Here is a 25,027-nt window from a genome sequence, read left to right as displayed (position 1 = left end):
AAAAGGCATGTCCTGCATGCCTTTTTATAAGAGACGGATTCAACTCTAGGTTTAACCCAATTCAGTACGAATTTCCACACTGCGTAACAAGGTTTTCGTCACAGGTGTTTTTTGACAGATATTCAGTACTTTTTGCTGTAATTCTGCATCTAACGCTGCTTCAGTTTGCACACGGCGTTCAATCCACTCCTGCCCTTCCTGATTGGTAAAGAAGTCCGCCTCGACCTGAATTTTGCCAAAATCCAAACCCTTATGCTGTGCATACATACGCAAGGTAATCATGGTGCAAGCGACCAAACTGCTACATAACAGATCATAAGGTGCAGGACCTGCATCTTGACCACCTAACTTTTCAGGCTCATCTACCTTCCATTGGTGCTGACCACTTTGGATCTGACCTTGCCATGCCGTGTCTAAACTGCGTACCTGTGCTGTGCCAATCTTGGCCATAAGATGCTCCCTATAGATTGATATTCCATCATTTATTTTGATGCACGCATTTTTGCGGGGAAAGTCGGCGCTTCTAAACGTGGTCCATCGTAGTCTGGTATTGTGCCAAAACGAGGATCATGATTGACCCATTGCTCACGTGCAATGCTGAGTTCCTCTTGGGTACGACCGACGAGATTCCACCACAACAAAATTGGCGACTCAAAAGGTAAACCGCCCAATAGCAACAGACGCGCACCCGCATGTAAATCTAGCTGAATTTCGGTTAAGCCCGGTTCAAGCACCAGCATATTTTCATCGTTTAATTCATGCCCATGCACAGTGGCTGTGCCTTCCAGCATCATCAAACCATATTCAAATTTAGGATTCAGCGGCAAACGGGTTGTCGTGCTGGTTTCACTATAAATATCTACCCCTAGCAACTCACTATGTACTAATACTGGTGAAGTGGTATTTAAAAATTCACCAACTAAGATGGTAAATTCCACTCCATCTAGCAAAACCACAGGCAAGTCAGGGTAATGATCAAAACGTGGCGCCATATTGCGCTGATCATCAGGTAAAGCAATCCACAGTTGCGCTGTATGCATGTGTGTTTCGGTGTCGGGAGCAACTTCGGTATGTGAAATACCATAACCCGCGGTCATTAAATTAACCTGTTTGGGACGAATCAATTGCTTAGTACCCAAACTGTCGGTATGCATAATGCTGCCTTCAATCATCCAGGTGAATGTTTGCAAACCAATATGTGGATGCGGCCCGACATCTAAGCCTTCACCTTGTGGAAAATTAACAGGACCTGCGTGATCTAGAAAACACCATGCCCCAATCATGCGTTTATGCCGACTCGGTAAAGCACGTTTAATTAAAGTTCCCTGCCCAATTTCAGCACTACGCAGTGGAAATTCCTGTATAAATTGCTTGACGTACTTATCACAATCGTCTGAATTGGAAAGCTCGGTATAATTGCTGTTGCTCATCCTATACCTCTTATATTTCTGTAAATTCCTTGACTATTAAATATAGTAAATCACTAACGAAGAGCAAGATGAAATTTGTTGTTCTGATTTTTATGGTTCAAACTTGAACTACACCTTAAAATATATGGCATAATTTTGACCAAAATTTAAAAAAAATAGAGAAAATACCCAAATTTAGGGAGGTTATTTTTTCTGCATTTTGCGCATAATCCTCACTATAAGTTGTCAATTTGAGTAAATATCGCTATGTCTGTAAAAGCTCGAATGGGGGAACAGACCCGTTCGAAGATTTTAAGCAATCAGGAAGCCTCAGAAAAACTTTTAAAAACAACTGAGTGTGATCTTGAAAACCGACAAGCAATTGAAAAAGCATTGCAGCACCCTGCTGCGCAACTCCCGCCGCAATTTGAAACACATTTTTATCAACACCAGAATTTACATCAGCGTCGTTATTTACGCCAAGTCAATTACATTGGGCAAATGACGTTCCTGCTGTATTTCTTTATCGATTATTTCATCATTCCAGATGTCACTACACTCTCGGCCACACTCCGTCTCAGTGCTGTTGTATTGGCGCTGATTGGCAATTATTTCTGCTTTAAATTGATCAAAGATATTCGCCTGCTAGATTTAATTTTACCGGTCAGCGCCACACTGTGCTGCGGTATTTGGTTCTATATCCTGTCGCAATCACAAAGCCCTTGGATTTCCACTTATGTGTATGCCTCGGTCATTTTTGTGCTCATGGCGAACCTATGTATTCAAGTGCGTTTCCGCCCTGCGGTCTACAATTCATTGGTCATGAGCGTACTCATGTTTTTGGGGGTGATTTCCCTCACCAATTTGCAGGATGCCTTAGTTTTTATGGTGGTGTATATCCCTGTATGTTTGTTGAGTTTGTATATCAGTTGGATCAACACCCTAAATGCCCGCCATCACTTTTTACGCAGTTTGCTGGATGACTGGAATTTTCATACCTTGCAAGCCTTGGCACACACCGATGAACTGACCCAACTCAATAACCGACGTCAGTTTGTACACATGGCAGAACACAAAATTCATGCATGGCCTAAATCTGAATCGGTCTGCTTACTAATGTTTGATGTCGACTTTTTTAAACAAATTAACGATACCTATGGGCACGATATTGGAGATCGGGTCTTACAAAATATTGCAGACATTGCTCGTAAAGAAATGCGCCGCAAGGATATTTTGGCACGCTTTGGCGGTGAAGAGTTTATCGCTCTGCTTAGTGAAACCAGCTTAGATGAAGCACTGATGATTTCAGAACGCTTAAGACAAAAAATTGCTCAGCATGAAATGTGCATAGGAAATAAGTGCTTTAATTTTACCGTGTCGATTGGTGTATCGAGTTTAAAACCGCAACAAACTGACTTACAGCTGTTGATTAAAGAAGCCGACCTCGCACTTTACCAAGCCAAACAAAGCGGACGTAACTGCGTGATCAGTTATGATGTGGGGATGCCTGAGTCCCCTAAATCTACGGTAAAAAAAGAAATTAAATCTTGGATTGTTTAGCAGGCATAAAAAAGAGCACATGGAGTGCTCTTTTTTTATGTGCAAGAGGAAAACTAGCTGCCGCAAGCATCTTGCACCCATTTTAAAAGCCGTGCTTTAAAATGGGCTCATGTCGTAAAACTGGCAAGCAGCAGTGCTGCTTGAAACCCCTAGCTGCCGCGCGCATAGCGCTTGGCGTAATTCAGGCACGAAGCAGTGCTTCGTGAAATCCCTGAATTACTCCCATTCAATGGTTGCAGGTGGTTTAGATGATACGTCATAAACCACACGTGAAACCTCTGCAATTTCATTCATGATGCGCGTTGAAATACGGTCAACCAAATCATACGGCAAGTGTGCGAAACGTGCAGTCATAAAGTCCACTGTTTCTACGGCACGTAGTGCGATTACCCATGCATAACGACGGCCATCACCTACGACACCAACTGATTTTACAGGTTGGAATACTGCAAATGCTTGAGCTGTTTTGTCATACCAGCCACTTGCACGTAATTCCTGCATGAAAATATCATCAGCTAGACGTAAAATGTCTGCATATTCTTTTTTCACTTCACCCAAAATACGCACGCCCAAACCTGGACCTGGGAATGGATGGCGGTAAATCATGCTGTGTGGCAAGCCTAAAGTGGTGCCAAGTTTACGAACTTCATCTTTAAACAAGTCACGTAATGGTTCAACCAATTCAAAAGCTAAATCTTCTGGTAAACCACCCACGTTGTGGTGTGATTTAATCACATGCGCTTTGCCTTGTTTGCTGGCTGCAGATTCAATCACGTCTGGGTAAATCGTACCTTGTGCCAAGAATTTCACGCCATCCAGCTTACGTGCTTCTTCGGCAAAAACTTCAATAAATTCACGACCAATGATTTTACGTTTTTTCTCTGGATCAACTTCGCCAGCCAATGCACCCAAGAAACGCTGTTCAGCGTCGGCACGAATCACGCGAATCCCCATGTTTTCTGCAAACATTTGCATCACTTGATCGCCTTCGTTCAAACGCAACAAACCATTGTCTACAAATACACACGTTAATTGATCGCCAATGGCACGGTGCAATAACGCAGCAACCACAGATGAATCGACACCACCAGACAAGCCAAGTAATACTTTCTCATTGCCAATTTGCTGACGTAATTGTTCTACACGCAAGTCGATAATGTGTTCTGGTGTCCACAAACCACGACATCCACAAATTTGATGTACGAAGTTAGACAGTAATTCTGCACCTTTAGCCGTGTGCGTTACTTCTGGGTGGAATTGAATACCATAGAAACGGCGTGTTTCATCAGAAATCATCGCCACTGGGCAGCTTGGTGTGCTAGCCGTAATTTGGAAGCCTTCTGGAATGCGTGCCACTTTATCGCCATGGCTCATCCAAACGTGCAATTGGTTTTCACGGTCTTGCAAGTTACCAATCAGTTTGTCACGTACCAAAATATCGACTTCGGCATAACCGAATTCATGTACTGAACCCGCTTCAACTTTACCGCCCAGTTGTTCTGACATGGTTTGTAAACCATAGCAGATACCCAGTACAGGTACGCCTAAGTTAAATACAATTTCAGGTGCGCGTGGACTACCCGCTTGGTGAACACTTTCAGGTCCACCCGATAAGATAATACCGTTTGGATTAAATGCACGAATGTCTTCTTCCGACATATCGTAGGCATACATTTCAGAATATACGCCCGCTTCACGAACACGACGTGCGATCAGCTGGCTATATTGCGAACCGAAATCCAGAATCAGGATACGATCTTCAGTAATTTGAGTATTGGTAGTCATGACAAACAACTATAGAAAGGCAAACGAATTAAGCGCGCTATTCTAGCATTTTTCCACGCCTTGCGCACACTATTCAGACAATCCTAAAAATGGCTATTTTTCTTCGTGATATTGCAGTGACCACATACTCTAAGTTTTAAAAGACTATGCATTTTCTATGGCATAAAAAAAGCAACCTTCTTGAAGATTGCTTAAATTGTTGAGCTGATGTGGAAATCAATGACTTACTTTTTTGCTTCCAAAAGATGGTCTAGACTTATTTTGCCTGCACCGTAAAGCATGATGTAGAAGAAACCGCCAGCCAAACCAATATTTTTCATAAAATTCAGCGCATCTTCTGGTGCAGCATGGAATAAAAATGCAGTTAAAAGACTAAAAACACCTAAACCCAAACCCACGACACGTGCTTGTAAACCGAATAGAATTGCCAAACCACCACCAAGTTCTAGCAAAATCACCAAAGGTAGCAATGAACCTGAAACACCCATAGCTTGCATATAGCCCACTGTTGCATCATAGCCTGCAATTTTTCCCCAACCAGATACAATAAATAAATACGCTAAAAAAGCACGTGCAAATAAACTTACAATGGCTTGCACACTTGCTTTTTCGACCACACTTTTTAACACAACATTTGGATTAAACATCAGATCACCTATATTTTTGATTCATTCTTGAAGACAAATACATCTTAGTTTTTTCAAAATTCAGGATAAATACGCATTTAAAAGACATGTTGTTGCATCTATGCAACGAAAAAGAACCGATGTGGCTGGTCTAGCATCCCTAAAATCACTGTGAAAATTATTTACCTTTTCATACTGACTTTCCGCCTGTGGACTGCTAGGATTTGAGCACACTTTCGCTTGTTTTTTCCCATGGAACTGATTGATTTTATATTACACGTCGATGAACATTTGCTCGAATTCATCACCCAATATGGGGTATGGATTTACGCTATTTTATTCCTGATTATTTTTGTAGAAACGGGCTTGGTGGTCATGCCGTTTTTACCTGGCGATAGTTTACTGTTCGCGGCAGGCGCATTGGCTGCATCGACAGGAGTGATGGATCCGTGGATTTTGGGTATTTTATTGTTTACTGCTGCGGTACTCGGTGACACCCTGAATTACCACATTGGTAAATATATTGGTCCACGGGTTTTTGAACTGGAATCACGTTTTATCAATAAAAAACATTTGATCGAAACCCAGAAGTTTTTTGAGCGACACGGCGGAAAAACCATTATTTTTGCGCGTTTTGTGCCTTTTGCGCGTACCTTTGCGCCCTTCGTGGCGGGTGCAGGCAGCATGAATTATAAATACTTCCTGACCTATAACGTGATTGGCGCTTTTTGCTGGATCGCGTCGTTTATTACACTCGGTTATTTGTTTGGCAATATGCCAATAGTGAAAGACAATTTCACCCATTTAATTTTCGGCATTATTATTTTAAGTGTCTTGCCTGGAGTGATTGGTTTTATTCGCCAAAAACTCAAGAAAAAACCTGCTTAAGTTGTGTAATTCTTTGGGCATGCCTGTTACAGCGCTGCCCTCATACATTCAAAACAGGTGAGATGATTGCTCAACTCACCAAAAGTCTCTAAATCTTTAGAAAAAACGTGCCACCACAGGCAGCATACACACCACCAACAGCAAAGCCGAGCCTTTATATAACAGATCTGCCGTCACTTTATTGGTTTCTCGCGCCAAAACTGCTCGCCCAAAAGACATCCAAAATAACGCTGTTGGCAATAAAATCAGACCAAATAAGACATAGACCATAGCAAAGTTGGTCGGGTTATCCCACGTTTCTGTAGGAAAAATACCTGCAGCAAATAACAAGGCTTTTGGGTTTTTAAAAGTCGAAAAAAATAATTGTGCAGGGCGAATGGCAGAGTGTTTTTGACAATGTTGCTCTAAATGTGACTGCTTCCATAAATGAAAAGCCATCCAAAACACATAGCCTGCGCTTAAAACATGCAGTATATCAATTAAATAAGGCCAAATTGGCGCACTCAAATGAATGAATAACGCCCACAGACTAATGGCATACATATAACCAAAAAACTCTGCGGGAATCAGCAGACTGGTTTTGGCAATGCCTTGTTGGTGGGCTGAGCTTGCCAATAGCGCATTGGTCGGGCCAGGAATCATCAAGACCGCAATCATTGCTAGGACAAAGAGCCAACTTTCAATCATAAACACCAGAGCATGCAAATCAAAAATAGGAGCACACCTTATATGAAAGCCATTGAAAATGACAAGTTTTTCTATCTGGCAGGACTGACCCAAGGGTGTAAATAGAACAGAAAATAAAATTAAGTTTTTGTTTTTAAAATATTAGATTGAGATCAACCTTGAATTATCTTGCTACATTTTTTAAGCAATGGTGCTGCACAAATGGCAGCACCATAGACAAAATATTCGCAAATCCTAAAATTTAAGATGTTACAGGTTTGGGCTTAACAATAATCGGGCAAGCTTTAAATTTTGCTGCTTGCACAATGGCTTCTTGCTCACCTAAAAGACGTGCCAATTCTGTTCTTTTGGTATTGGATGACTGTCCCATATTGACAGAAACACTCGGTGCAACGCCCCAACCGCCACGGCTGCCCCAACCACCGCCTAAACCGATACCCACACCAACACCTGTACGTTTCGGTGCTTCAACACCGCTTTCAATATATTGCTGAATACGGTTATATTCGCTTTGTAATTGTTGGCAATTCAAAGCCTGATAATGTGTAGGCGACACATAGCTAGGTTTCACTGTGGTCGCACAAGCCCCTAGCAATAAACTACTTGCCGCGACAAGACCAATTGCAAATGTTTTCATGTCTACCTCTGTATCACGCTTGCTCAATTTCATTGAACAATGATTGATAGGCCTGCGTCAATTTATGATCTGTTGCCAAATGAATTAATGGCAAATTTTTATGATGTGATTCTTTCATCAACACCGAAGGCGGTAACATACTATTCAAAACAGGCAAACCTTCATCTTTGAGTTGCTGCACCACTTCACGCGGTAACTTGGCCTGTGCCTGATATTGATTCACCACAATGCCTTCAATTTGCAAGTTTGCATTATGGTCATCCTGAGTTTCCAACACATTTTCAATCAGGCTTTGCAAAGCGCGTTTAGAAAAGACATCGCAGTCAAATGGAATGAGCACCCGATCTGCAGCAATTAATGCCGATAAGGTAAAAAAGTTAAATGCAGGCGGGGTATCAATAAACACGCGGTCATATTGATCGGACAATTGTTGCAAGGCATCGCGCAGCTTATAAATTTTATGTTTCGATTCAAGTGCATGTGCCAAGCCGCCCAATTGCGGACTCGCAGGAATCACATCCAAATTTTTAAATGGCGATTGATGCACATAAGCTTCTAAACCTTTGCTGCGGTTTTTTAAAATTGAGCCCAAAGCATTGCCCAGTAAACCTTTGGATTGGTTTGCACCCAACACTTCTTCAAAATAATTTTCGATGTTGGGCTCAAGCGCAGGCTTGTCGGCAGAATAAGTAGCATCATCACCCAACAAATATTGGCTGGAGTTGGCTTGCGGGTCGAGGTCAATCACCAATGTTTTTAAACCCTGATGCGCACTGATTGCAGCCAAATTGACGGTAATACTGGATTTTCCAACACCACCTTTCTGATTAAACACCACACGTGTGCGCATTGCCGCCCCTCTTTTCAATTTTTGTTGTGACATCACTTCAGTTTAACTGAGCTGTAAATATTCTTGCCGAATTATGTCTAACAATTCACCAGTGCTCAAATATGCAGCCAATCTTTTGCCAATATTTACATACATTCAATGCTCGTGAGTTCACACCCACGAGCAACATCCACAATAAGATCTGCTGACTTAGCCAAAGCTTGGCTTTAACATCACCAAACCTAAAATGGCAAAAAATGCGATTAAGGCTAAGCCCCAACCAACACGGCGTTGAATCAACAAAATACTGTCATCTTTTTTATACGCTTTGATTAAAGATGACAGCATCACCAAAAATAAAATAATTTTGGCATAAAACCATGTTTCGACTTGAAAGTCTTTTAAAAACAAAGCAATGACACCTGTCACCACAATCAGCGTCAGTGCCGAGTGTTGCAATGCCACAAAGACTGTCCACGCTTTAGGATTAGGCGAGTTATTTTGTGTGCCCTTAAACAAAGTCATGGCACGCACAAACAGCACCAATAATAATAAAGCCGCCGCAGCAACGTGAATGGTATTCAGCATTCCTAAATTTTCCATTTATTTCATTCCATTACGATGTTTTTGGTGCGTGGGCGCATTCTGGGCTGCTGGTGTCTTGTCCCTGCCATTCAGATGCAACAAAGGCATGAATCGCCAGTGCATGAATTTTATTTGGCGCAAGTAAGTCACCTACAGCAGCATAAATTTTTTGATGGCGTTGTACAGCGCGTAGCCCCTGAAAATCTTCACTCACCATCACCACTTTAAAATGCGACTCTTTACCCGGGAAATAACCGCCATGTCCTGCAGATTCGTTCACCACCTCTAAATGGCTTGGATTGAAAACGGCTAAGCGTTGTAGCAACTGTTGTTCTAAGCTCATGCTTGTATTTCCCCGAATGGTTTTAAAAGCTCTCTGAAGTATAACGTGTTCTGTGTGATTCGCAGCATCTTGCCGTGAGGATTCTTCGATTTACGATTCGCACCACTTTTCGTTATGAAATTTAGGCTGATGACTGCTGTTTTTTCTAAAAATGTTGTTTATTTATTCAGTCAGTACAACGATATGCAAAAAATGATTGACCCTATTTTTGCATCATGTATTATACACCGCATGCGGGAATAGCTCAGTTGGTAGAGCACAACCTTGCCAAGGTTGGGGTCGCGAGTTCGAGTCTCGTTTCCCGCTCCAGAATTTCAAAAGCCTCAGTCGAAAGATTGAGGCTTTTTTTGTTGATTTTATTCAATATTTTTCTTCATAAGAGATCTTTATTCTAAAAAAAGTAAGTTTACAAAAGTGCTCTTTCAAAACTGTGAACAAAAAACCGTGTAGATGATGCTCCAGAGTATCAATCATACAAAATAAAAAAAACTCCAAAACAAAAGATAGTATTAGCTACTACTAAGTGGCTTATGTTAAACAAGATCAGCTTGCCTAAATCCTAAATATTGATGCCGCGGAGCCTGTTAATAATTTCTGTCATTGCTTCTTAATAAAAAAGCAACTAATATGCTTCTTATACCACCAAAAAGCAATAAATATGTCTACACTAAATGAGTCTTTACTACAGCAAGTCAAAAAAAGACGAACCCTATTGGGTTTAAAGCAAGTTGATATGCAATCACGTACAGGCATTTCAAGACAGCAGTACCAAAAACTGGAAAGTCAAGGCAATCCTCGATTAGATACCTTAGAAATTATTGCGGCAGGACTAAATGCTCAACTGATGCTCATCCCAGATGATAAGGTTCATTTGATTAGACAATTATTGAATGATGAAATTAAAGTCACTATTGAAGATCAAGATGACTTAATGTCTAACCCATGGAAAGGTCTTCTCGGAGGAGAGGAACCATGAATACTGTTGCAGTCCTGAAATTAACATTACATCACGTTGTCGTTGGATACTTGGCAGGATTTCAGAGCGGAAAAAATATTCTGGTTTTCACAGATTCTTTTCACTTGGATCAGCAACGTCCGACCTTGAGCTTGCTTACTTCCCCTTTATATCCTCAAGCGGATAAGATTTTAGAAAAGACCTATGTTACACATCAGCGCTTACACCCCTTGCTATCAAATCTGCTACCAGAAGGTGCATTACGCGAACTGATTGCACAAAGCCTCAAAGTACATATAGACAATGAATTTCAGTTATTGGCAGATTTAGGTCATGATTTACCTGGAGCACTGATTGCGACTCCATTAGATCCAGAAGAAATTCCAGATGAAATAAAATTCAAACTGCAGATCTCGAATCCAGATCAAATTTTAAAGCAAGAGATTCGAACAGATAATAAGTTTTCCTTGGCCGGCGTCCAAATGAAGTTTTCCATGAAAGCCAAAGATGGGCGTTTTACACTAGCACAGGCAACGGAAACGACTCTACTCGGGGACTGGATTATCAAAACTCCTTCTACCAGACATGCTTTTGTTCCGCTGAATGAATACTCTATGATGATCCTTGCCAAAATGGTCGGAATAGATATCCCAGAGATTCGTTTGGTAGATATGGCACTCTTACAAGACCTTCCACCATTAAATCTACCCCAAGAGCAATATGCTTTTGCAATTAAGAGATTCGATAGGCAGAGTACTGCTAATACTACAGAGCTTATTCATATTGAAGATTTTGCTCAGATCTTTGGTTCATATCCACACCAGAAATACAGCACCACAAATTATGAGCAGATCGGTAAGATCATTTATCACTATTCAGATAACAAAATTTTTGATATTCAGCAATTTGCCAGCCGTTTACTCGTCAATATTTTACTCGCCAATGGAGATGCACACTTAAAGAACTGGAGTATGATTTATCACGATAAAACAACGCCAAGATTATCCCCTGCATACGATATATTGATGACAAGTGTATATATTGAAAATGAGCGTCATTTCGCCTTAAATCTTGCCAAAAATAAAGATTGGTATTTAGCTGAGATGAAACACTTTGAACAATGGGCTGAAAAAGTCGGTGTTCCATGGCGTGTTATTGAAAAACAACTTCACGCGATCATGGACAAAGCACGGTCGGTATGGCCAGTGCTATTACTAGACTTACCTATGATTTCTGTTCATAAAGAAAAATTAAGAGAACATTGGAAAAAATTGCATCCGGACTTTCAGATACTTACAGATGATTAGGGTAATCTGAAACCAAACTAAAATTTCTCAAACAAGTTCATCACGTCATTTTCCGTCAGTTTCGCTTCGCCTTCATGATCTGTACTTAGAATAGAGTGTGCCAGTTCTGCTTTATTTTGCTGTAAGGCAAGAATTTTTTCTTCTATGCTTTTATTAGTAATCAGCTTATAGACAAATACCGGCTTGTCCTGTCCAATCCGCCATGCACGATCTGAAGCTTGATCTTCAGCAGCAGGGTTCCACCATGGATCATAGTGAATGACCGTATCTGCGGCAGTTAGATTCAAACCGACCCCTCCTGCTTTCAGACTGATTAAAAATACCGGCACTTGTCCAGACTGAAACGCTGTAATGACTTCATCTCGCTTTTTGGTCTTTCCAGTCAGCTTCACATAGCCAATTTCTGCGTGATGGAACTGTTGTTCAATCAGTTCCAACATTGAGGTAAACTGAGAGAAGATAAGAATTTTTCGCCCCTCTTCCACCATTGGAACGACCATATCCATCAACTGTTCAAGTTTGGCAGAATGCGCCTGCCCAATTTTCACTGAATCCAGCTTTAGTAAGCTAGGATGGCAGCACACCTGACGTAGCTTCAGTAAGGCATCTAAAATTTGAATTTGACTACGTTTAAAGCCTTTTTCTGCCACAATTTTCTGAATGCTTGCCTGCATCGTGGCACGAACAGCCTCATATAACTTGGATTGCTGGTCATTCATGTCAATATTGACTTCAATCGTGGTTTTTTCAGGCAATTCCTTGGCAACGTCAGTTTTCAAGCGACGTAAAATAAAGGGTTTAATGCGGTTTACCAACTTTTGCCTTAACTGCTGATCACCGCGTTTTTCAATAGGATAGCGGTACTTTTTATTAAAGATTTCTTGTGAATATAAAAATCCTGGCATCAGGAAATAAAATAGTGCCCACAGCTCACCCAAATGATTTTCCATAGGTGTACCGGTTAGACATAGACGATGTCGCGCTGTTAATTGCCGTACTACCTGTGCAGCTTTGGCGCGCGGATTTTTGATATTCTGCGCCTCATCCAAAATGAGTTGATGATATTCATATTGCTTTAGTTGCTCTTCATCTCTCGCCAGAAGCGGATAGGTGGTTAACACAATATCATAGTGCGGAATCTGCTCAAAATACTGATGGCGATCGGGCCCCTGTAGCAGCAATACCTTGAGCTCTGGGGTAAATTTCTCCGCTTCTTTGAACCAGTTATGCATCAGCGATGTGGGTGCAACAATTAAGGCGGGACTATCCTGCAAATATCCAGCCTGCTTTTCCATGAGTAAATGGGCTAAAGTTTGTGCTGTTTTCCCCAAGCCCATATCATCTGCCAGAATCCCGCCATGCTGGGTTTCCCTTAAAAACTGTAACCAGCCTAAGCCCTGCTGCTGGTATAGACGCAACTCCCCCTGAAAACCTTGTGGTGTTGGCAGTTGTTGCTGATAGCCTTGTTTGAATTTATGTACAAATTTCTGCAGGCGATCACTGACCTGCCATGTCATCCCAAGATTATGCTGCAATTCTAATAATTGACTCGCATCATAGCGATCAATACTGCGCTCTTCTTGCTGTAAAATGCTCTGCAGATGCAATAATACCGGCTTAATATCCCTAGCGGATAGCGCCAAATCAGGTTGATCAACTGCAGTTTTCACGGTGAAAATTTGACTGTCATGCAGATGAATAAAAGTCCGCGGATCAAGTAAATCAGGATTTACTCGCACCAAAGCTACGAGCGCATCAAGTAAATTATAAGAATTGCCTGCACTGTCTTGAACCGTCGCCCCGATATTGAACCAGTCCTGCTGGCCTTCAGATTCAGTGATAGAAATCTTTAAATTTTCAACATATTGCAGGTTAAAGGGGCTGTTTTCCAGATGCTCTATCTGCCAGCCCATCAACTCAATTTGATTGATGGGCATCAGCTGTTTGATCCAGTCTCCATAGAAAGCAAAAACCATAGAATCGAGACGTTGTTTATCCAGTTTTAATTGCTGGTCATAACTAAGATCTTTCACCCACTTCAGTGATTCGACCAATAGCTGTAAACGCTGGATTGACTGTTGTTCCTGAACTAAGTCCCGAAGCTGTCGCACCATTTTGTCATGCTGCTCACCAATGAAACTGTCACCTGATGTACCTGCTTTAATTCGCCCGCCTGCATAGGAGAATTCAATTTCAGCACAAACAGACTCTTCCCATTTCCAATCAAATTTATCTAAAACACCGAAGCGTAAAATTGGCTGGGGACTACCCTCAAGGACATCAATATGCTGAATAGACTCGGGCTGAGGCAGATTTTTCACGTCTGAATATTGATGAGTCAGTTTCTCAAACTCTGGCAAGAGCATAGATGGAAGATCAGGCATCTGTAAAAAATGGTACAGAAGATTTGCCGTATATTCACCATATAACTGGCCCACCGTGTTCTGTTGAATATCCACATAACACGGTGGCTGGCTAGCGAGAATTTGGATATGTGGATTTGATTTTAAATCGAGTCGAATATCACCATTGACCAATTCAATATTTAAATGCTCTGTCTGTTTGTTTACACCTTGTTGCCAGATCAGTTCGATGTGATAGCCTTGTTCTGACCATTGAAGTGCAGTATGGCTCTTTTTTTGCCAGTACACATCGCCACTTTGAATAAAAGATTTGAAATGCTCCAATAAAATTCCGGAGATATCAAGATTGCTTTGATAAAAACGTTCGTCACTGTTTATTTTGGCATAATAATAAATCTGGTTAAATAATTGTCGTTTTTGTTCAGGTAAAGTCAGATGCTTTCTGGTGATATTTTCATATTGGGTATAATAACTTTCCCCCGCAATTGAGCCGTTTTTATTGCGTCTGGCCTTCTGAACATCAACTGTCAATTTCTTTAAGCTGACAGACTGATCTAACAGGTAAATTAAATAATTGTTTGTTTTGACAGATTGCTCTGGTTCAGTCTGTTGTAAATACCGTTTAAAATCATTCAACCAGCGCTGTGCCTGATCATCCCCCCGTAGGCGTTTTGCGATTCCCTGCGGGGATTGAGAGTCAGCATAACGCTGCTGAAATTCCTGGCGATATTCCTGAAAGAATAACCGCGCTAAAGCAGCAGCATGTTTACAGTTATATCCAACCGGACAAGTGCAGTCGTCATCGATTAAACGGTCTTTTTGGGGATTATAGGTAATTGCAGTATCGTAATAATCTGTCCCTTCAATTTGGGCATACATCGTAACCCCGTCTTTTTCCTCAAAGAACTCAATCGTTTCCCTATCAATGCGTTTAGCATAGCTAAGACTGCGCTGAAGAGTTGCTGTACTAAAGCGAGATAGAAAATTGATCAATGAGGACATAATTACCAGACACTAAAAATGTTTATACAATTATAACGAACAAAGGTGTCATTTCAGAATAGTAGCCGAACGGCCCAACCTGAGCATAACTTGGATTCACTCAAAAGGAATATTGTAAATAAAGACTACTTTTTGCATAAACATTCAAAGCCAAACCTCAATATGTCTACATCATCACAGCATGCATTTCCCACACATATTGACTGCGCATCAATTGCTTTAATTGTTTAAGGTCTTGATATTTTTCCAGTATCTCTTGCGCTCGAGCCAGTTTTTGTTGAACATGTCGATAGTCTTGCTCATATTTTCGATACAAATCCTGCACTTTAATTTTACGGTTAGAATATAAAAACTGACTCCAATTAAAAGAGTAAATAATGTCATCTACTTGCATTTGCAAAGTTTCTAACTGTTCTTCTAAAAGCAGGTTATACGCTTTTAATTGTTGATTGGCGAAAGACAAATTATGCTGCTGACCCAGCTGAATTTGCAAATTTAACAATGTCAATAAATCATTGGCTTCATAAGCCTGATTGGCTTGCTGCATCAATACGGTTTTTTCTTGTTTTTTCTGCTCATCTTGCTCACGATCTGGGTGAATCCACGCTGTAATTTTTAAGTAAATCGCTTTAATGGACTGATTTGCTAGTTTCTTGGCTTCTTCACGCTGTTGCTGTTTTTTTGCTGCTTTGGCTTTTTCACGGGCAATTTGCTGTTCGGCAAAAGCTTTTTGCGCACTACTCAACTGACTTAAAAAATCCAGCTCCTCTTGTTCTTGCATTTTTTGTTCAAATTTTTTTATAAAGTCATCTAAATCTAATGGATCATGCTGAAAATCAAAAAAATCTAGATCTAGGTCATATTCTTCACAAAGAAAATGCTTCAAACTTTCTAGCTTGAGCTGTGCCAAGCGCTCTTGTTCAGACTCATCATGTTCAAAACTATTTTGTTCACATTGTTCAACATTTTCGTCTTCTGACTCTGTTGCTGTTTTAGCTTCAGATCTTAAATCCACATCATCTGTGTCTAGCAATTCAATATGATGCCCATAACTGTTCAGCAATTCTGTTAAAAACTGAACTTGTTCGGTAGACATCTGCTGCGAATCCAAAAGTTGTAAACTGAGTTGCTCAATTTTTTGATCCAGCTTAGTTTGCTGGGCTGCCGTCATTTTTTGCTGTTTTTGCTGAAGCAATTGTTGAATTTGCTGAAATATAACTTCACGCAATTGCGCATAAGTCGGTAAAATTTCACGGCTGGCACGTGCCTGAATATCGGCTTGTGCGGTCTGCCATTCATTCAAACGTAGCTGTTCCTGCTCAATTTTTTGGCATAGTTTCTGAAATTTTTTCTGTGGCGCAGAAAGTTTCTGCTCTGGCTCTAAAGTACTTTTCTGTAATTCCATCTTCAATCATATCGAACACATAAGTCTGAGCCGTATTTTAACCAACTTCTTACTCAAGAAAAAACACCCTTGCCCATCACCACATCTTTTCTCATCCATAGTCTTTGACCTGAAACATCTTCAAGCAATTGATCTTCCATTCTATACAGCACATTACACACAGTTCGATTATCATAGGCAGCAATACGATTTTTCCAAATATTTAGGACAATACATGAGCGCATTCACCTGTTTTAAAGCCTATGACATTCGCGGAAAATTGGGCACAGAACTCAATGAAGAGATTGCCTATAAAATTGGTCGTGCTTACGGACAAATTTACCAACCTAAAACCGTTGTAATTGGCTGCGATATTCGCCTTAGCAGCGAAGGCTTAAAGCAGGCCACCATTCGTGGTTTAAATGATGCAGGGGTCAATGTGCTCGACTTGGGAATGACAGGCACAGAAGAAGTCTATTTCGCAGCTTTTCATTTAGACGTGCAAGGTGGCATTGAAGTAACTGCCAGCCATAACCCCATGGACTACAACGGCATGAAACTGGTACGTGAAAATGCACGTCCGATTAGTGCCGATACCGGCCTAAAAGACATTCAGGCTTTGGCAGAATCGGGCGAATTTACCCCAGTTGAGCACAAAGGTAGCACTCAAAGCTACAATATTTTGCCTCAATTTATTGACCATTTAATGACGTATATCGAGCCTAGCAAAATTCGCCCAATGAAACTGGTCATGAATGCAGGCAATGGCGCTGCAGGACATGTGGTCGATGCGATTGAGCAAAAATTCAAAGACCTGAATATCCCTGTTGAGTTTGTCAAAATTCACAATGATGCCGATGGTACTTTCCCCAATGGTATCCCGAACCCAATTTTAGTGGAAAACCGTGATAGCACCCGCAATACCGTATTAGAGCATCAAGCCGACATGGGCATTGCGTGGGATGGTGACTTTGATCGCTGTTTCTTGTTCGATGAAAAAGGCCAGTTTATTGAAGGCTATTATATTGTCGGCTTATTGGCACAGGCGTTTTTGCTCAAACAAGCAGGCGAAAAAATTGTGCATGACCCGCGCTTGGTCTGGAATACCTTCGATGTGGTCGCACAATATCAAGGTGAAGCGATTCAATCTAAATCTGGGCATGCCTTTATTAAAGATGTGATGCGTGAGCACAATGCCGTTTACGGCGGTGAAATGAGCGCACACCACTATTTCCGTGATTTCGCCTATTGTGACAGCGGCATGATTCCATGGCTATTGGCGGTTTCGGTATTGTCTGAAACAGGACAATCGCTATCAAATCTAGTCGAAGAAATGATTGCCAAATTCCCATGTTCAGGGGAAATTAACTTTAAAGTGGCCGATACTCAAGCCACCATCCAAAAAATCTTTGAGCATTATGCTAGCCAAAACCCAGCAATTGACCAAACCGATGGCGTGAGTCTTGACTTTGGGGCATGGCGTTTTAATGTGCGTGCGTCAAATACCGAGCCTTTATTGCGCTTAAATATTGAAAGCCGTCGTGGCCACAATCCACGCCCGATGCAGGACTATGTGGATGAGTTGACGCAACTCATTCAAGCCTAATCTGAAAAATCAAAGCAATATAAAAAATGGGAGTCAAAACTGACTCCCATTTTTTATGCCCTAAACTTTGTGGCTGAGTGTATGGCTAGAATGATTAATTTTGACGATAACCATTCGGATTCTGCTTTTGCCAGTTCCAGCTATCAGTCAACATATCTTCTAGGCCATATTGTGGAGTCCAGCCCAGTTCTTGCACGGCGCGGCTATTATCTGCAAAAGAGGTCGCAACATCGCCTTCACGACGTGGTGCAAACTCAAATGGAATCTGCACACCATTGACCTGTTCAAAAGTATTTTTGACTTGCAGCACCGAAATCCCATTACCCGTACCAATATTCCAAGCACGGCAACCCTGGGCAGTCAAACGGTTATTCAAGGCACATAAATGCGCATTGGCCAAATCGACCACATGAATATAATCTCGCACGCCTGTACCATCTGGCGTGGCATAATCCTGCCCAAAAATTGACAGTTTTTCACGACGTCCCACCGCCACTTGGGTGACATAAGGCATTAAATTATTTGGAATACCTTGTGGGTCTTCGCCAATGCAGCCACTTTTATGTGCCCCCACAGGATTAAAATAACGTAATAGCGCAATCGACCAACGTGCATCGGCAAGGGCTGCTTTTTGTAAAAGCTGTTCTACAATCAGTTTGGTATAGCCATAGTTATTGCTTGGCATACCCGTTGGCATCTCTTCATGTAACGGCGAAATATTGGCTTCATCATATACTGTAGCCGATGAACTAAACACCAGTTTAAACACATGCGCGCGTTGCATCGCCTGGATCAAGCTAATTGAACCCGCAATATTGTTATCAAAATAGCTCAGTGGAATTTGTTGGCTTTCTCCCACTGCTTTGAGTCCTGCGAAATGAATCACTGCATCAATTTGATGTGCAGCAAACACAGCATCCAAAGCAGCAGCATCACGAATATCACCCTGAATAAACTGCAAGGTTTTGCCCGTCAGTTGCTGCACCCGCGCCAATGACTCTGCCGAGCTATTGGACAAATTATCTAGCACCACCACGCTGTGCCCTGCATTCAGCAACTCGACACAGGTATGTGAGCCAATATAGCCCGCACCGCCTGTTACTAAAACATTAGCCATCTATTTTTCCTAATAAAATTTTTAATAAACCTTGAGTCGATGCATCGAGTGCCGATAAATCCTGTTGCTGCCCATTTAAAATAGGCAAAAGCTGATTGGCAATTTCCTTACCTTTTTCTACGCCCCATTGGTCAAAGGGATTGATATTCCACAGCACCGATTGTACAAAGACTTTGTGTTCATACAAAGCAATCAACATGCCTAAGCTATACGGATTGAGTTCTTGCAATAAAATACTGCTACTTGGCTGATTACCACTGTACTGCTTATACGCAGCTAAGCCATCTAATTCCTGCTGATCTAATGCCTGATTGCCAAAGGCCAAAAGCCGCGACTGTGCCAAGCAATTGGACAAGGCCAAATGATGCTGCTCCACCAAAGCCTCAGCATTTTCCGCATAGGTAAATTGATTGGCATTATAACGCTGCACAGGGGCAATAAAATCACAGCTGACCGCATGTGTCCCTTGATGCAACAATTGATAGAACGCATGCTGTGCATTCGGCCCGACCTCACCCCAAACAATCGGGCAAGTGTCCAAGCTCACCGCCTCGCCATTACGCTGAATCGACTTGCCATTCGATTCCATTTCTAATTGCTGTAAATACGAAGCGAAGTATTTTAAACGTCCATCATAAGGCAAGACCGCATGAGTCTGAATATTCAGGAAATTATTATTCCACACCCCCAGCAAACCCATCAGCACTGGGATGTTCTGATCAAATGCAGCCGTTTGAAAATGCTGATCAACCGCATGTGCACCTGCTAAAAACCGCTGAAAACCCGCAACGCCAATGGTCAGGGCAATCGGTAAGCCAATACACGACCATAACGAATAGCGACCACCCACCCAATCCCACAGCAAGAGCTGATTTTCAGGACAAATGCCCCAAGCGGTCATTTTATCTGCTTTGGTGGATACCCCAATAAAGTGATGTTTCAGAATTTGCGCATGTGTACCCAAGGCCTTTTCTAGCCATTGTTTCACGGTCTGTGCATTGGATAAGGTATCAATGGTGCCAAAAGACTTGGAGGAAATAATAAACAAAGTGGTCTCGGGACGCAGACGATGCAGCAATTCGGATAGCTGACTGCCATCCATGGTAGACACAAAATGTACATTCAGTGGTTTTTCAGTTGCCACTTTAAAATCAGATAAGGCTTGGGTCACCATCAAGGGGCCTAAATCTGAGCCACCCACACCAATATTAACCACATCCTGAATCACTTCACCCGTGGCACCACGGTATTGGCCTGCATGGATTTTTTCCACCAAGGCATACATACGCTCAAGCTGGGTATGGACTTGCTCAGTCAATGCAGCGTAGGCATCGCTCTGTTCGGAAGCGCTTGCTGCTGTGCTAGGCGCAGGCAAACGCAAGGCCCAATGCATCGCATCGCGCTGTTCGGTATAGTTGATTTTCTCTGAGCCCGTTGTTGCCGTTGAAAATAAACGTCCAATCCACTCAGCAAGCTGACTCTGCTGTGCAAACTGAACCAGGGTCTGCAACACCTTGGCATCAATCCGATGCTTGCTATAGTCAAACAGCACACTGTCCAAAGCCACCGAGAAACGCTGAAAACGCTGCGGATCTTGAGCAAACAGCTGATTTAAATGCAGCTGCTGAAACTGATGCTGCAATTGTTGTAACTGCGACAAGGCATTGTCATTTTGGGAAATCGAGTTTTGCGTCTGTGGCATTGTGCTACGAATCATTAGCGACCGACTCCCATATAGGCAAAACCTTGTGCTTTCACAAATTCAGGATCATAAATATTACGACCATCCAAAATCAGCGGATGCTGCATCTGCTGCAACAAAGTTGGATAATCCAAACTCCAATATTGTTTCCACGCGGTCAGCACACATAATGCCGATGCACCTTCTACCGCTTGATATTGGTCTGCGCATAAAATCAGATCATCACGCTGACCATACTGTGCCACAATTTCAGGCAATGCTTGTGGGTCATGCAATTTGACCGTCACACCCTGCGCCCACAACGCAGGCAACATCACATGAATTGGAGAATGTTGCACCCGTGCAGTATTTTCTTTAAAAGCCGCGCCCCAAATCGCCACAGTTTTGCCGTTTAAATCGCCCTGATAATAATTCCACAACTTTCTAAACAAGAGTTCTTTTTGTTGTTCGTTAATGTCCCAGACCTGCGCCAACAGCTGACTTTTCACCCCTGTGGTGGATACGGTACTGGCCAGAGTCTGAATATCATGGCTAAAGTTTTCACCACCAAACCCCGCACCAGGGTACATATACGATGCACCAATACGGCTATCTGCCGCCATACCCTGTCGCACATGTTCAATATCAATCCCGAGTTTTTCTGCCACCACCGCCAAGTCATTGATATAACTGATACGGGTCGCCAACATGCCTGAAATACTCAGTTTGGTAAATTCTGCATCCAACACGGGCATAAACAGATATTGCTGTGCACGTGGGAATAAGGGGCGGAGTAATTCTTTGAGTTTGACTTGCGCACGTTCATTTTCACAACCCACCGTGAGTTGCTGTGCACGGGTCATACTTTGAATGGCATTGCCCTCTTGAATCATGTCGGGCAAATAAATCCAGTCATCTTGTGGCAAGATTTTTTGCAGGCGCTGTGTGCCATTTAAACCCAAAGTCGAGGCATTGATCATCAGTTTAGGGTGAATGATCGGACGTTGTTGCAACTGCCCCAAAACAGTTAAGGCGTGAGCTTCTTCAGTCGGGTTCAAACTGAGTAGATACACATCAACGTCTAAAGGCAATGCAGCAAAATCACAATAGTGTAAAAAGCCCTTGCTGCATTGTTGTTGTAATAACAGGCTCAAGGCTTGGTCTTGAAAGCTGAGATGTTGCTGTTCTAGTGGATGGGCAGCATCCTGAAAGATATCGCACCAATAGACTTGATGCCCACATTCTGCCAAGAGTGCAGACATCACGCCTGCATAGAGGGTTTTTCCAAAGACTGCGACTTTCAAAATGTGTTCCTGCGTATTGGTTGATGCTGTTTATTTCACGTGGGTTCCTCCCTTTTTTAAAGGGAGGTTAGGAGGGATTTTTACATTTCATCCTTTCCTACATCATATATGAATAACTTTTCAGGTTTTTTAATCCCCCTCAATCCCCCTTTGAAAATGGGGAAGTTCACACTAGCAAAGGCTTTATAATGGATGTTCCACCATGAGCAAGAATTTAAGCACTGCTTTAAATTTTCGCACATAAAATCAATTTTATAATGAGCACCCCTCTCTTTTTTAAAGAGAGGTTGGGAGAGATTTTCAACATTGGAAGTTTTCACCATATTTGGCTCTCCTTTTTTTAATCCCCCTCAATCCCCCTTTTTCAAAGGGGGAAGTTCGCACTAGCAAAAGCTTTATAATGGATGTTCCTCCCTGAGCAAGAGTTTAAGCACTGCTTTAAATTCTTGCGTAAGAAGAGAGGCTAGGAAAGATTTTCTAATCTTTCCTCCCTCAACCCATCCTTAAGATTCAATCTTTAATTCTTGAATCATGGCTTTAAAATCATCCCCTAATTTTGGATGATCCACCCCATAATGCAATACCGCTTTTAAATAGCCTAACTTACTGCCACAATCAAAAGTCTGACCTTGCATACGGTAAGCTTCCACCACACTATTTTGTTGCAACATGGCAATCGCATCGGTCAATTGAATTTCATTACCTGCCCCTTTAGGGGTGTTTTCGAGCAAAGTCATAATTTCTGCAGGCAAGACATAACGCCCCACTACCGATAAATTAGAAGGTGCCGTGCCGACTGCAGGTTTTTCGACAATGCCCTGCATCACGGTACTTTCACCTTCTGCGGGTGCAGTGGCTACATCGACAATACCGTATTGATCGACCAGATGATCTGGCACTGCTTCGACCATAATCTGTGCGGCATGGCTTTGCTCAAAACGCTGAATCATACGCGCCAAGTCATTTTGTGCAGCATCATCTTTAACCAATACATCGGGTAACAGCACTGCAAAGGCGTCATTGCCCACTACAGATTTAGCACATAAAACAGCATGACCTAAGCCTAAAGGTTGTGGCTGACGTACACTCACGACACTGACATGTGCAGGTAAAATTTCGGCAATTTCTTTGAGCAAATCCAGTTTTTGTTTTTGTGCTAGTGTGGTTTCTAACTCGAAATTACGGTCAAAGTAGTTTTCAATGGAAGCCTTAGATGAATGGGTCACCAAAATAATTTGCTCAATTCCTGCTGCAACTGCCTCCCGCACTACATATTCAATCGCAGGACGATCGACCACGGTCACCATTTCTTTAGGGATAGATTTACTGGCAGGCAGAAAACGGGTGCCTAAACCTGCAACGGGTAAAATGGCTTTTTTAATCATGGTAAATGTTCTACTAACATATTATTGAGTTATGTTTGCTTTCTTTTCATCGGTAGGATTATTTCCTGTAAACAAGGAAGGACCAACATGCCCAGGTGCATTAATACCTTCTCGCTTAAGCATAACGCTGACTGTTTTAAGCATAATTTTGAAGTCCACCCAAATATTATGATGATCGACATACCATACATCGCACTCAAAACGCTGCTCGTAATCTAGCTCATTACGCCCACTCACTTGCGCCAGTCCAGTCATACCTGGCTTTACCTCTAGACGACGTGCTTGCTCGGGAGAATACAGTTCAACAAATTCTTTTAACATTGGGCGTGGACCCACCACACTCATATCCCCTTTTAAGACATTGATGAGTTGTGGCATTTCATCCAAACTTGTGGCACGTAATTTTTGTCCAAATGGCGTGATACGTTGCTCATCTGGCAAAGGATTGCCTTGAGCATCATTTGCATCCTTCATAGAGCGGAACTTCATCATTTTAAATAGCTTGCCATCTTTACCTGGTCGCTCTTGATAGAAAAAAATAGGCGAACCTAAATTTTTCCTCACCTTATATGCGACTACCAGAAAAACAGGCGATAGTAATAATAATGCAACTGAAGCAACAACGATATCAACAAGCCTTTTCATTCTTCTAAAATATACCTTGGAGCAATTAAACCTTGGTTCGAAGCCACATATTATAAATCTTTCCCAAAAAAATGGAAGAAGGATTCTTTTTTCTACAGCATAAACAATACGCACCTAAGATCAATCGATGAGTTTAGTCTAAAACACCTAAAATACGTGCAACCTTAGGATATTTCGTCCTCAAAATACCTCTAATAGCATAATGAGTAAAATAATATACTGCTTGTAGTAAACTTAACTTCTCCAAGTCTCTATAGAGTCGCCAATTCTCTTTTGCCATATTTACTTTTTTACCAGAGGTTTGATTTGAATAAACACGATATTTTGCTAAAGGTTGTGTTAATCCGTAAGCGTAATCGACTTTTTTTAGAATATGAAGCCAAGTCGCAAAATCTTCTCGCTTAGTATTGATAGGCATATAGATTTTTCCTAATCTATCTACATCATATACGACTGTTAAACATCCAATCACGCAGGTCTTTAATAACTGTGTATAATTAATCTGTTCTGGTATGCCCATCAACTCAAAAACTTCACCATTTTCATTCATTTTTTCATAAGCTGTATAAGAAAAAGCTATATCCTTACTCAACATAAATTTAATTTGTAGTTCGAGTTTTTTCGACAACCATAAATCATCACTGTCTAAAAAAGCAATATAACGCCCGTTGGCTTCTCCTATAGCCGTATTGCGTGCAACAGCTGCGCCTGAGTTTTCTTCAAGTTTTATTACTTTTATACGCTTGTCTAATATAGCATAACGTAAAGCAATGGCTAAAGAGTCATCTTGCGAGCAGTCATCAACCATTATCATTTCCCAGTTTTGATATGTTTGAGAAATTACAGATTGGATCGTTTGTTCTAAAAACTCAGCACTATTAAAAATAGGTGTGATAATACTGACGTCAGTATAATTTATAATGTGCATA

The 25,027-nt window shown here is 41.7% G+C and carries 23 protein-coding genes and 1 tRNA gene; 6 read left to right on the top strand and 18 right to left on the bottom strand.

What is annotated here, in order from left to right:
- Window positions 1-51: 51 nt before the first annotated feature.
- Complete coding sequence (locus tag FTU66_RS09335; protein WP_004970227.1) at window positions 52-450, bottom strand: OsmC family protein; 399 nt, start codon at window positions 448-450, stop codon at window positions 52-54.
- A gap of 32 nt (window positions 451-482) precedes the next feature.
- A complete protein-coding gene (locus FTU66_RS09330; RefSeq protein WP_004970229.1) occupies window positions 483-1,430 on the bottom strand; it encodes a pirin family protein in 948 nt (315 codons plus the stop codon).
- Between the two features lie 246 nt (window positions 1,431-1,676).
- Here FTU66_RS09330 and FTU66_RS09325 point away from each other — a divergent pair, with 246 nt between their 5' ends.
- On the top strand, window positions 1,677-2,969 hold the full coding sequence (locus tag FTU66_RS09325) for a GGDEF domain-containing protein (protein WP_180112731.1): 1,293 nt from the start codon (window positions 1,677-1,679) through the stop codon (window positions 2,967-2,969).
- 216 nt (window positions 2,970-3,185) lie between these two features.
- Here FTU66_RS09325 and guaA read toward each other — a convergent pair whose 3' ends face one another.
- Together guaA and FTU66_RS09315 are read right to left on the bottom strand one after the other, a co-directional pair.
- On the bottom strand, window positions 3,186-4,754 hold the full coding sequence (guaA, locus tag FTU66_RS09320) for a glutamine-hydrolyzing GMP synthase (RefSeq protein WP_004970232.1): 1,569 nt from the start codon (window positions 4,752-4,754) through the stop codon (window positions 3,186-3,188).
- A 224-nt stretch (window positions 4,755-4,978) separates the two neighbouring features.
- Window positions 4,979-5,401, bottom strand: coding sequence for a DoxX family protein (locus FTU66_RS09315; protein ID WP_004970234.1), 423 nt, complete (start codon window positions 5,399-5,401; stop codon window positions 4,979-4,981).
- A 231-nt stretch (window positions 5,402-5,632) separates the two neighbouring features.
- Between FTU66_RS09315 and FTU66_RS09310 the strand changes: the two genes are divergently transcribed.
- Window positions 5,633-6,268 carry a DedA family protein gene (locus FTU66_RS09310; RefSeq protein WP_004970236.1) on the top strand — a complete coding sequence of 212 codons (636 nt, stop codon included), beginning with the start codon at window positions 5,633-5,635 and terminating at the stop codon, window positions 6,266-6,268.
- A gap of 96 nt (window positions 6,269-6,364) precedes the next feature.
- Here the strand turns inward: FTU66_RS09310 and FTU66_RS09305 are convergent, their stop codons facing one another.
- The 5 genes from FTU66_RS09305 to FTU66_RS09285 form a co-directional block, all read right to left on the bottom strand.
- Window positions 6,365-6,955, bottom strand: a complete 591-nt coding sequence (locus FTU66_RS09305; protein ID WP_004970239.1) for a LysE family translocator — start codon at window positions 6,953-6,955, stop codon at window positions 6,365-6,367.
- A gap of 241 nt (window positions 6,956-7,196) precedes the next feature.
- Window positions 7,197-7,592, bottom strand: coding sequence for a hypothetical protein (locus FTU66_RS09300; RefSeq protein WP_004970241.1), 396 nt, complete (start codon window positions 7,590-7,592; stop codon window positions 7,197-7,199).
- 13 nt (window positions 7,593-7,605) lie between these two features.
- Window positions 7,606-8,442: a ParA family protein gene (locus tag FTU66_RS09295; protein ID WP_070155018.1), complete on the bottom strand. Its 837-nt coding sequence runs from the start codon at window positions 8,440-8,442 to the stop codon at window positions 7,606-7,608.
- A gap of 189 nt (window positions 8,443-8,631) precedes the next feature.
- A complete protein-coding gene (locus tag FTU66_RS09290) occupies window positions 8,632-9,024 on the bottom strand; it encodes a SirB2 family protein (RefSeq protein ID WP_180112730.1) in 393 nt (130 codons plus the stop codon).
- 13 nt (window positions 9,025-9,037) lie between these two features.
- Entirely contained in the window at window positions 9,038-9,349 is a 312-nt protein-coding gene (locus tag FTU66_RS09285) for a BolA family transcriptional regulator (RefSeq protein WP_178319033.1), read from the bottom strand.
- A 233-nt stretch (window positions 9,350-9,582) separates the two neighbouring features.
- Here FTU66_RS09285 and FTU66_RS09280 point away from each other — a divergent pair.
- The 3 genes from FTU66_RS09280 to FTU66_RS09270 all read left to right on the top strand — a co-directional run bounded on the left by FTU66_RS09280 (window position 9,583) and on the right by FTU66_RS09270 (window position 11,611).
- Window positions 9,583-9,658: transfer RNA gene (locus FTU66_RS09280), tRNA-Gly, on the top strand.
- 349 nt (window positions 9,659-10,007) lie between these two features.
- Window positions 10,008-10,325: a helix-turn-helix domain-containing protein gene (locus FTU66_RS09275; RefSeq protein ID WP_180112729.1), complete on the top strand. Its 318-nt coding sequence runs from the start codon at window positions 10,008-10,010 to the stop codon at window positions 10,323-10,325.
- Window positions 10,322-11,611: a type II toxin-antitoxin system HipA family toxin gene (locus FTU66_RS09270; RefSeq protein WP_180112728.1), complete on the top strand. Its 1,290-nt coding sequence runs from the start codon at window positions 10,322-10,324 to the stop codon at window positions 11,609-11,611. Before FTU66_RS09275 ends, FTU66_RS09270 begins: the two co-directional genes overlap by 4 nt.
- A gap of 17 nt (window positions 11,612-11,628) precedes the next feature.
- Here FTU66_RS09270 and FTU66_RS09265 read toward each other — a convergent pair whose 3' ends face one another.
- Complete coding sequence (locus tag FTU66_RS09265) at window positions 11,629-14,976, bottom strand: DEAD/DEAH box helicase (RefSeq protein ID WP_179994268.1); 3,348 nt, start codon at window positions 14,974-14,976, stop codon at window positions 11,629-11,631.
- Window positions 14,977-15,142: 166 nt separating this feature from the next.
- Complete coding sequence (locus tag FTU66_RS09260) at window positions 15,143-16,381, bottom strand: hypothetical protein (RefSeq protein WP_179994269.1); 1,239 nt, start codon at window positions 16,379-16,381, stop codon at window positions 15,143-15,145.
- Between the two features lie 214 nt (window positions 16,382-16,595).
- On the opposite strand from FTU66_RS09260, the gene FTU66_RS09255 reads away from it, so the two are divergent.
- Window positions 16,596-17,966, top strand: coding sequence for a phosphomannomutase CpsG (locus FTU66_RS09255; protein WP_180112727.1), 1,371 nt, complete (start codon window positions 16,596-16,598; stop codon window positions 17,964-17,966).
- A gap of 94 nt (window positions 17,967-18,060) precedes the next feature.
- On the opposite strand, the gene galE is transcribed toward FTU66_RS09255, so the two are convergent.
- The 7 genes from galE to FTU66_RS09220 form a co-directional block, all read right to left on the bottom strand.
- The gene (galE, locus tag FTU66_RS09250; protein WP_180112726.1) at window positions 18,061-19,083 is read right to left on the bottom strand and encodes a UDP-glucose 4-epimerase GalE; all 1,023 of its coding nucleotides are present in this window, start codon (window positions 19,081-19,083) and stop codon (window positions 18,061-18,063) included.
- Entirely contained in the window at window positions 19,076-20,800 is a 1,725-nt protein-coding gene (pgi, locus tag FTU66_RS09245; protein ID WP_373684821.1) for a glucose-6-phosphate isomerase, read from the bottom strand. The genes galE and pgi overlap by 8 nt, the downstream gene beginning before the upstream one ends.
- Window positions 20,800-22,068: a nucleotide sugar dehydrogenase gene (locus FTU66_RS09240; protein WP_180112725.1), complete on the bottom strand. Its 1,269-nt coding sequence runs from the start codon at window positions 22,066-22,068 to the stop codon at window positions 20,800-20,802. The genes pgi and FTU66_RS09240 overlap by 1 nt, the downstream gene beginning before the upstream one ends.
- An 80-nt stretch (window positions 22,069-22,148) precedes the next feature.
- Window positions 22,149-22,391, bottom strand: a complete 243-nt coding sequence (locus FTU66_RS09235) for a hypothetical protein (protein ID WP_180112724.1) — start codon at window positions 22,389-22,391, stop codon at window positions 22,149-22,151.
- A 180-nt stretch (window positions 22,392-22,571) separates the two neighbouring features.
- Window positions 22,572-23,453: a UTP--glucose-1-phosphate uridylyltransferase GalU gene (galU, locus tag FTU66_RS09230; RefSeq protein WP_180112723.1), complete on the bottom strand. Its 882-nt coding sequence runs from the start codon at window positions 23,451-23,453 to the stop codon at window positions 22,572-22,574.
- Window positions 23,454-23,474: 21 nt separating this feature from the next.
- Complete coding sequence (locus FTU66_RS09225; protein WP_180112735.1) at window positions 23,475-24,098, bottom strand: sugar transferase; 624 nt, start codon at window positions 24,096-24,098, stop codon at window positions 23,475-23,477.
- 133 nt (window positions 24,099-24,231) lie between these two features.
- Window positions 24,232-25,026 (bottom strand): glycosyltransferase family 2 protein, encoded by a 795-nt coding sequence (locus FTU66_RS09220; protein ID WP_180112722.1) that lies wholly within the window; start codon window positions 25,024-25,026, stop codon window positions 24,232-24,234.
- Window position 25,027 lies beyond the last annotated feature (1 nt).

Source organism: Acinetobacter sp. YH12131, assembly GCF_013418635.1.
Classification (GTDB): Bacteria; Pseudomonadota; Gammaproteobacteria; order Pseudomonadales; family Moraxellaceae; genus Acinetobacter; species Acinetobacter towneri.
Note: the sequence above shows the minus strand (reverse complement) of the source record. Positions and strands in the feature narration are given on the sequence as shown.

What these genes read in the sequence shown, in the direction of transcription:
- FTU66_RS09335 (WP_004970227.1), bottom strand. Translation starts at nt 450, where the DNA reads ATGGCCAAGATTGGCACAGCACAGGTACGCAGTTTAGACACGGCATGG.
- FTU66_RS09330 (WP_004970229.1), bottom strand. Translation starts at nt 1,430, where the DNA reads ATGAGCAACAGCAATTATACCGAGCTTTCCAATTCAGACGATTGTGAT.
- FTU66_RS09325 (WP_180112731.1), top strand. Translation starts at nt 1,677, where the DNA reads ATGTCTGTAAAAGCTCGAATGGGGGAACAGACCCGTTCGAAGATTTTA.
- guaA (WP_004970232.1), bottom strand. Translation starts at nt 4,754, where the DNA reads ATGACTACCAATACTCAAATTACTGAAGATCGTATCCTGATTCTGGAT.
- FTU66_RS09315 (WP_004970234.1), bottom strand. Translation starts at nt 5,401, where the DNA reads ATGTTTAATCCAAATGTTGTGTTAAAAAGTGTGGTCGAAAAAGCAAGT.
- FTU66_RS09310 (WP_004970236.1), top strand. Translation starts at nt 5,633, where the DNA reads ATGGAACTGATTGATTTTATATTACACGTCGATGAACATTTGCTCGAA.
- FTU66_RS09305 (WP_004970239.1), bottom strand. Translation starts at nt 6,955, where the DNA reads ATGATTGAAAGTTGGCTCTTTGTCCTAGCAATGATTGCGGTCTTGATG.
- FTU66_RS09300 (WP_004970241.1), bottom strand. Translation starts at nt 7,592, where the DNA reads ATGAAAACATTTGCAATTGGTCTTGTCGCGGCAAGTAGTTTATTGCTA.
- FTU66_RS09295 (WP_070155018.1), bottom strand. Translation starts at nt 8,442, where the DNA reads ATGCGCACACGTGTGGTGTTTAATCAGAAAGGTGGTGTTGGAAAATCC.
- FTU66_RS09290 (WP_180112730.1), bottom strand. Translation starts at nt 9,024, where the DNA reads ATGGAAAATTTAGGAATGCTGAATACCATTCACGTTGCTGCGGCGGCT.
- FTU66_RS09285 (WP_178319033.1), bottom strand. Translation starts at nt 9,349, where the DNA reads ATGAGCTTAGAACAACAGTTGCTACAACGCTTAGCCGTTTTCAATCCA.
- FTU66_RS09275 (WP_180112729.1), top strand. Translation starts at nt 10,008, where the DNA reads ATGTCTACACTAAATGAGTCTTTACTACAGCAAGTCAAAAAAAGACGA.
- FTU66_RS09270 (WP_180112728.1), top strand. Translation starts at nt 10,322, where the DNA reads ATGAATACTGTTGCAGTCCTGAAATTAACATTACATCACGTTGTCGTT.
- FTU66_RS09265 (WP_179994268.1), bottom strand. Translation starts at nt 14,976, where the DNA reads ATGTCCTCATTGATCAATTTTCTATCTCGCTTTAGTACAGCAACTCTT.
- FTU66_RS09260 (WP_179994269.1), bottom strand. Translation starts at nt 16,381, where the DNA reads ATGGAATTACAGAAAAGTACTTTAGAGCCAGAGCAGAAACTTTCTGCG.
- FTU66_RS09255 (WP_180112727.1), top strand. Translation starts at nt 16,596, where the DNA reads ATGAGCGCATTCACCTGTTTTAAAGCCTATGACATTCGCGGAAAATTG.
- galE (WP_180112726.1), bottom strand. Translation starts at nt 19,083, where the DNA reads ATGGCTAATGTTTTAGTAACAGGCGGTGCGGGCTATATTGGCTCACAT.
- pgi (WP_373684821.1), bottom strand. Translation starts at nt 20,800, where the DNA reads ATGATTCGTAGCACAATGCCACAGACGCAAAACTCGATTTCCCAAAAT.
- FTU66_RS09235 (WP_180112724.1), bottom strand. Translation starts at nt 22,391, where the DNA reads ATGGTGAAAACTTCCAATGTTGAAAATCTCTCCCAACCTCTCTTTAAA.
- galU (WP_180112723.1), bottom strand. Translation starts at nt 23,453, where the DNA reads ATGATTAAAAAAGCCATTTTACCCGTTGCAGGTTTAGGCACCCGTTTT.
- FTU66_RS09225 (WP_180112735.1), bottom strand. Translation starts at nt 24,098, where the DNA reads ATGAAAAGGCTTGTTGATATCGTTGTTGCTTCAGTTGCATTATTATTA.
- FTU66_RS09220 (WP_180112722.1), bottom strand. Translation starts at nt 25,026, where the DNA reads ATGCACATTATAAATTATACTGACGTCAGTATTATCACACCTATTTTT.